Source organism: Microcystis sp. M113S1 (assembly GCF_020246945.1).
GTDB lineage: Bacteria > Cyanobacteriota > Cyanobacteriia > Cyanobacteriales > Microcystaceae > Microcystis.
Genome location: NZ_JADBSA010000173.1, coordinates 1 through 5,916, shown reverse-complemented (window position 1 = coordinate 5,916; position 5,916 = coordinate 1). Strand labels below are relative to the sequence as shown.

Genomic DNA, 5,916 nt, shown 5'->3' with positions numbered 1-5,916 from the left:
TGGTCAATTACCTAATTTTCAGGGAAAAAGTCCCTGAATTTTCCCCCCAATCACTCCAAGGGTCGGCACTTTTTGAGGGAAAAAAAGTCTAAAAACCTTGTTGGATAAGGTTTTTAGATTTATTCAGCAAACCCTAATTAGGGTTTGCGGCAAAAAGTTTTTCGGTGGTGGCAGGGTGTGGGGTTTGAACAGTTTTCAGGTGGCCAATTACCTAATTTTCAGGGAAAAAGTGCCTAAATTTCCCCCCGATCACTGCCATATCCAGTACTTTTTGATTGACAAAAGGTCTAAAAGTCTTACCCAACAAGGTTTTTAGATTTATTCAGCAGACCCTAATTAGCCTTCTCTATTCTTTTGCAAATAATCGACTAATGCCCATAATCCTAGACGATAACTTTCGGACCCAAAACCGCTAATCTGTCCGATGGCTATATCGGCAATGTAGGAATGATGACGAAAAGACTCGCGTTTGTAAATATTGCTTAAGTGTACTTCCACACAGGCCATTTTTGTGCCTAATAGTGCGTCGCGGATGGCGATACTGGTATGAGTATAAGCTCCCGCATTAATCAAAATACCGTCATGCTGACCCCATGCTTGCTGAATCCAGTCCACTAATTGCCCTTCCTGATTAGACTGGTGTGCGGTTAAATTCACCCCTAAACGGGTAGCTTCTTCGTTTAAAAACCGGTTAATCGCCTCTAAATTGACGTTACCGTAGAGATTCGGCTCTCTTTTCCCCAATAGGTTTAAATTCGGCCCGTGCAGAACCAGAATGCTTAGTTTATTCACAAATGTCCTCCCTATCACCACGAGAATTAATCTTATCTCGATCAGGGACTATTGCCGATCAACAACATTTTTGCCGGTACGGTAATCACCGCACCAATAGTAGCACTGAGCGCACCGACGTTGATCGGCAGAATTAGACCTCGGAATCCCTGTAGGTCGGAAATAGCTTTAATCATGGTAGCTTGTTCATTTTCCACCTTTTCGAGTCGTTTATCCACCCCTCCAACTTTCTCGGTCAAAGTAGCTAATCCTATCTCTACTTTATTTAATCGTTCATCGATTCTGTCAAAGCGATCATCAATCTTGTCAAATTTTTGATTAACGTCCCTTTGTAGATTGTCTATTTTTTCCCTCGCTCCTGGTCAGAATAGTTTCTAGGGAATAAGTGACGGTTTCTCCTGACATTCTGGTAAACTCCCCTTAGTTTCGTCTTGATCCTTCTCCCATTCTCGCTTTATCGATGGGAAACTACCCTTTAATTATCATCCCAAAATATAGCGCTGGTGGTTGTTTCCCCAGCAGATACCGGCATCTGTCCCCTTTTGTCGATAAAATTTGTTAGATTTTGGAGGAGAAATGTTAACTTATTTTAAAATTTATGTTGAGCAGCACTGCTACCTATCCCATCGGGGGAACAGATATCGATCGCTTTGATTGTCGTCAAGTTTGGTATCCTATCTACTACGTCAAAGATTTAGACAAAAAGCAGCCCCAACGCTTTACCCTACTAGAACAGGATTTAGTGATTTGGTGGGACAAAAATCAGCAAGAATGGCGAGTTTTCGAGGATAAATGTCCCCATCGCTTGGCTCCTCTCTCAGAAGGTCGTCTTAACGAAAGCGGACATCTAGAATGTCCCTATCACGGTTGGTCTTTTTCCGGAGGGGGAAACTGTGAATTTATTCCCCAACAACCGGAAAACAGTCAAGCTAACACCTCTCGACGCGCTTGTGTGCGGTCTTTTCCCACGGCTATCCGTCAGGGATTATTATTCGTTTATGCGGGTAATCCCGAAAATGCTCCCCTGACTGAGATTCCGATTATTGAACCCATGGAGGAGGATGCCGATGCTTGGATTTGTTTGGATACCTTTCGAGATCTACCCTACTCGGCCGTCACTTTAATCGAAAATATTATCGATTCTAGTCATGTTCCCTATACCCATCATCTCACCATCGGTAATCGGGCCAATGCCGCTCCTATGGAGTTAGAAATTATCGAGTCCAATCGTCAGGGATTTAAGGGAATTTGGCCCGAAGGACCGCGTAAAGGTAAATTAGGTCAACAATACAGCAATTTTATCGCCCCCGGATTAATTTACCACGATCTCACCTCGGAAAAGTTCGGACGGACTTTAACCGCGGTCTATGCAACTCCAATCCGTCAGGGAGAATGTCGTCTCTTTGCTCGTTTTCCCTTTAAATTTAACTCTAAGTTGCCGAAATTCTTCATTAAGCTTACCCCCACTTGGTATTCCCACATCAATCAAAACGCTATTCTTGAAGATGATCAGATTTTTCTCTACTATCAAGAGCGTTATCTGCAAGCTCAGGGGGATAGTCGGAATTTTAGTCAAGCTTGTTATCTCCCCACCAAAGCGGATTTATTAGTGTTTGAGTATCGCAACTGGGTTAATCAATACCAAGCTGATCCTTTCGCTGGTCAACCTTTTCCCCCCCTACAATCAAAAGAGATTCTCCTCGAACGCTATCAGTCCCATACCAAAAATTGTGCTGTTTGTCAAGGGGCTTTAAAAAATATTAATCGTCTGCGGGGGTTAACATTAGCGATCGCTATTATTCTTGGTCTATCTCTACCACTTTTAGCCCTAATTTTCGGTCAATCGGCCCTCCTTCCCGTGACAGTGCTGACAGCATTAACTGTAATTATGGTGGGAGCTTATTGGCGCTTGGGAGAACTGAAAAAACAGTTTTATCAAGGACGGGAATTATTGCCGAGAAATACCGGTAAAAAGAGCGGAAGTTAGGGAACCTGTTCCTCTTTGCTTTGATTTTGGGGAGATTGCTGAAGTTCTTGCCAGCGAGTTTCTGCCAGTTGTTTTTGTGTTTGCACTTCTCGGTCATTGGAACGATAACGAAGTGATTCTTGATAAGCTTGAATCGCTCGCTCGTATTGACCGAGTTTAAACCAACTATTGCCTAAACTTTTCCAGGTTTCGGGGTTATCTTTTTGTCTTTGAATCGCCTGTTGATAGGCAGTTATAGCTTGGGAATTGTCACCTAAACGATAGCAAGCGTTACCGATACCGATAAAAACTTCGGCTTTTTGGGAAGAAATGCGGCGAGCTTTTTCGTAGGATGCGATCGCTTCTTGAAATCTTTCCATTTGATGAAATAATGCCCCTTGATTTAACCAAGCTTGATAATAATTAGAATTGGCTTTAGTTGCTTGAGTAAATGCCTCCAAAGCTTCTGAATTGCGACCTAATTTTTGCAGAATAATCCCTTGACTATAGTGAGCTTGGGAAAATTGGGGATTAAATTGTCCAGCTTTGCTATAACTTTCTAAAGCATCATTAATTTTATTTAATTGATACAAACTATTACCTTTTTGATACCAAATTAAGGCATTATCCGATTCGATCGCTAGAGCCTGATCGTAGGCTTTAACTGCCCCTTCATAATCCTCAAGATTTTGTAATGACCAGCCTTTTTTATACCATGCTTTGGCATCATTTTGCTGAAAAGTTAACAATTTGTCAAGAGCTTTTTGGGCGGCGGAATATTGTTGCAGTTCTAAATAGATATTGGCTTTACCTTGCCAAGCTTGACTAGCGGCAGAATTAAAAGATAAGACCCGATCAAAACTTTCCAAAGCCTCCTGATTTTTGCCTAATTTATCTAAAGCTTGCCCGCGACCGAGCCAAGCTTGCCAAGCGGAATCTGGGTTAATTTGAATAGCTTTTTCGTAGGTATTTAAAGCTTCCGAGTATCTTTTTAAAGCTAATAAAGTATCAGCTTTTCCTTGCAATGCCCCCAGATAATCGGGATTAATTTTTAAGGCTTGACCATAGGAATTAAGGGCATCAGTATAGCGTTTGAGTTGATAAAAAGTCTGACCTTGTTGATAGTAATCAAGAGAATTACGAGAATTTTTCCAATAGTCAAAACCCAGATAAGCACCTGCTATTAAGCCAATTACCCCAGAGACAAACAAGATTTTTGTTGGCCAAGATTTCCCTTGACGAGCCACCTGACCTTGAGGTTTCACACCATAGGTAGTTTTCGGAGCGAGATGATAAATTTTCCCTAATTTTCTCAGATCGATTAATGCTTCACTGACACTGGTATAACGCTGACGAAAATCATAGCGGATCATGCGCTCGATAACATAACTAAACTCGGCGCTAGTCATGGCCAAATGTTGCCAGAGAATTTCCCCCGTGCGAGCATCCAGTGGAATATCTTCGGGATCTTTACCGGTTAAAGCTTGTAATCCAATAATACCAGTGGCATAAATATCGCTACTAAAACGCGGATAACCCTGGGCCTGTTCACTGGGGAAATAACCAGGGGTACCAATAGCGACGGTAGAAACGGTTTTACCTTCTTTAACCACTTGAGTGCTAATTTCTTTGACAGCACCAAAATCAATTAAAACCAATTGATGATCTTGGCTGCGACGAATAAGATTGAAGGGATTAACATCGCGATGGATCACCTGTTTGTGATGGACAAATTCGAGAATTGAGAGAATTTCTGTTAATAAAGCCACCACTTTCCCTTCATCTTGCCTATAGACACCGGCAGTAATTTCTCTGGCTAAATCTTCCCCTTCAATGTATTCTTGCACGAGGAAAAATTGCCCATTTTCCTCAAAATAAGCAAATAAACGGGGAATCTGGCGATGAATGCCCAATTCTTGCAGGATTTTCGCCTCGGTTTCAAATAGTCGTCTAGCGATGGCTATAGTTTCGGCATCCTGGCACTGGGGTTTAAATTGTTTGATCACACAGCGATTTTGATTGGGTAACTGGCGATCGCAGGCCAAGAAAGTCTGTCCGAATCCCCCTTTCCCCAATTGACGGATAATTTGGTAGCGATGACTAAGGATGTTTCCGGTAGCGAGTTCCATAGACGATGGCAATCCGAGGTTTTTTACGATTCTTTTTTACTATTCTAGGCTTTTCGGCTCTCTTTTGCGGTGGATAGACAAAGTACAGAAATTCTGCCATTCTACTTTTTTCCCTATAGAGAGGGAAAAAATTCCCTGTGGAGGGGACTGACATGACAGACAGAAAAAAATAATCTAGAAACAGAGAAAGTTCACTGTTGTTTTTTGAGAGGATAACCGCTATGTCTATCAATCCTGTTACTAGAGTTAGTACACCTTTACTGATTACCCTGCTCATGGGTTCCATGTCCGGTACTTTTCCCGTCCTCGCTCAAAGTAATATTAATCGGCAAAGTCTCATCGCTCAACAAATCTCGATTCCGGCGGGAACAGTTATTCCCCTGAATTACGAGAAAGCCGATAAAATTTTAGTTTCTAAAAGCGATGTTATTCCTCTGACTTTAACCGTAGCCAGAGATATTCGTAACCGGAATGGGAGTGTGGTGATTGCAGCGGGAAGTGAAGTCAAGGGTACTCTAGAAGCGGCCGGCCGAGGTGTGCGGTTTATTGCCGATGAAATTGGCCTCGATGGGGGTAATCGCACTATTCCCCTCAATGCTAGTTCGCGATTAATTACTACCACTGAAACGGTGCGTAAAGGGGCAAAAACTCAAGATATCTTAGGGGGAACCGTCGCTGGTGCGGGGGCAGCCACAGCGATCGCTGCTCTCACGGGCGATCGCAAGATTGAAGTTCTCGATGTCTTAGCTGGGGCAGCCGTGGGAACCCTTGCAGGATGGGGTTTACCGGCGGCGGGAATTGTCGGTGGTAGTTCCGTGCAGTTATACTCTGTTAACCCTGATCGAGATTTAAATATTACCCTGCAATCGCCCCTAGTGATCAGAGATTATTGACACTCCCGTCGCGCTCATGCGAGGGATTCTTGGTTCACTGACTCAAGTTGTCTTGACAGGTATTGCTACCAACCAAAATAGAGCTTAAATCTCCCCAAGCGTTTAGGTCTGATGACCAACTTCCGATATGCCCTAT

General features: G+C 42.9%; 4 protein-coding genes and 2 pseudogenes. 2 read left to right on the top strand and 4 right to left on the bottom strand.

What is annotated here, in order from left to right:
• Positions 1-336: 336 nt before the first annotated feature.
• Entirely contained in the window at positions 337-792 is a 456-nt protein-coding gene (aroQ, locus tag IM319_RS08850; RefSeq protein WP_287735329.1) for a type II 3-dehydroquinate dehydratase, read from the bottom strand.
• A gap of 41 nt (positions 793-833) precedes the next feature.
• Positions 834-1,197, bottom strand: a pseudogene (locus IM319_RS08845) (hypothetical protein).
• A 193-nt stretch (positions 1,198-1,390) separates the two neighbouring features.
• On the opposite strand from IM319_RS08845, the gene IM319_RS08840 reads away from it, so the two are divergent.
• Positions 1,391-2,779, top strand: coding sequence for a Rieske 2Fe-2S domain-containing protein (locus IM319_RS08840; protein ID WP_287735328.1), 1,389 nt, complete (start codon positions 1,391-1,393; stop codon positions 2,777-2,779).
• On the opposite strand, the gene IM319_RS08835 is transcribed toward IM319_RS08840, so the two are convergent.
• The gene (locus IM319_RS08835) at positions 2,776-4,887 is read right to left on the bottom strand and encodes a serine/threonine-protein kinase (protein WP_287735327.1); all 2,112 of its coding nucleotides are present in this window, start codon (positions 4,885-4,887) and stop codon (positions 2,776-2,778) included. The two genes, IM319_RS08840 and IM319_RS08835, sit on opposite strands and share 4 nt — an antisense overlap.
• 221 nt (positions 4,888-5,108) lie before the next feature.
• On the opposite strand from IM319_RS08835, the gene IM319_RS08830 reads away from it, so the two are divergent.
• Positions 5,109-5,780: a hypothetical protein gene (locus IM319_RS08830; protein WP_287687719.1), complete on the top strand. Its 672-nt coding sequence runs from the start codon at positions 5,109-5,111 to the stop codon at positions 5,778-5,780.
• A gap of 34 nt (positions 5,781-5,814) precedes the next feature.
• Here the strand turns inward: IM319_RS08830 and IM319_RS22460 are convergent.
• A pseudogene (locus IM319_RS22460) lies at positions 5,815-5,916 on the bottom strand (RNA-guided endonuclease TnpB family protein); the annotation flags it as partial.

Excerpts from the sequence above, each read along its gene's own strand:
- IM319_RS08835 (WP_287735327.1), bottom strand. The coding sequence starts at position 4,887 with ATGGAACTCGCTACCGGAAACATCCTTAGTCATCGCTACCAAATTATC.
- IM319_RS08830 (WP_287687719.1), top strand. The coding sequence starts at position 5,109 with ATGTCTATCAATCCTGTTACTAGAGTTAGTACACCTTTACTGATTACC.
- IM319_RS08840 (WP_287735328.1), top strand. The coding sequence starts at position 1,391 with ATGTTGAGCAGCACTGCTACCTATCCCATCGGGGGAACAGATATCGAT.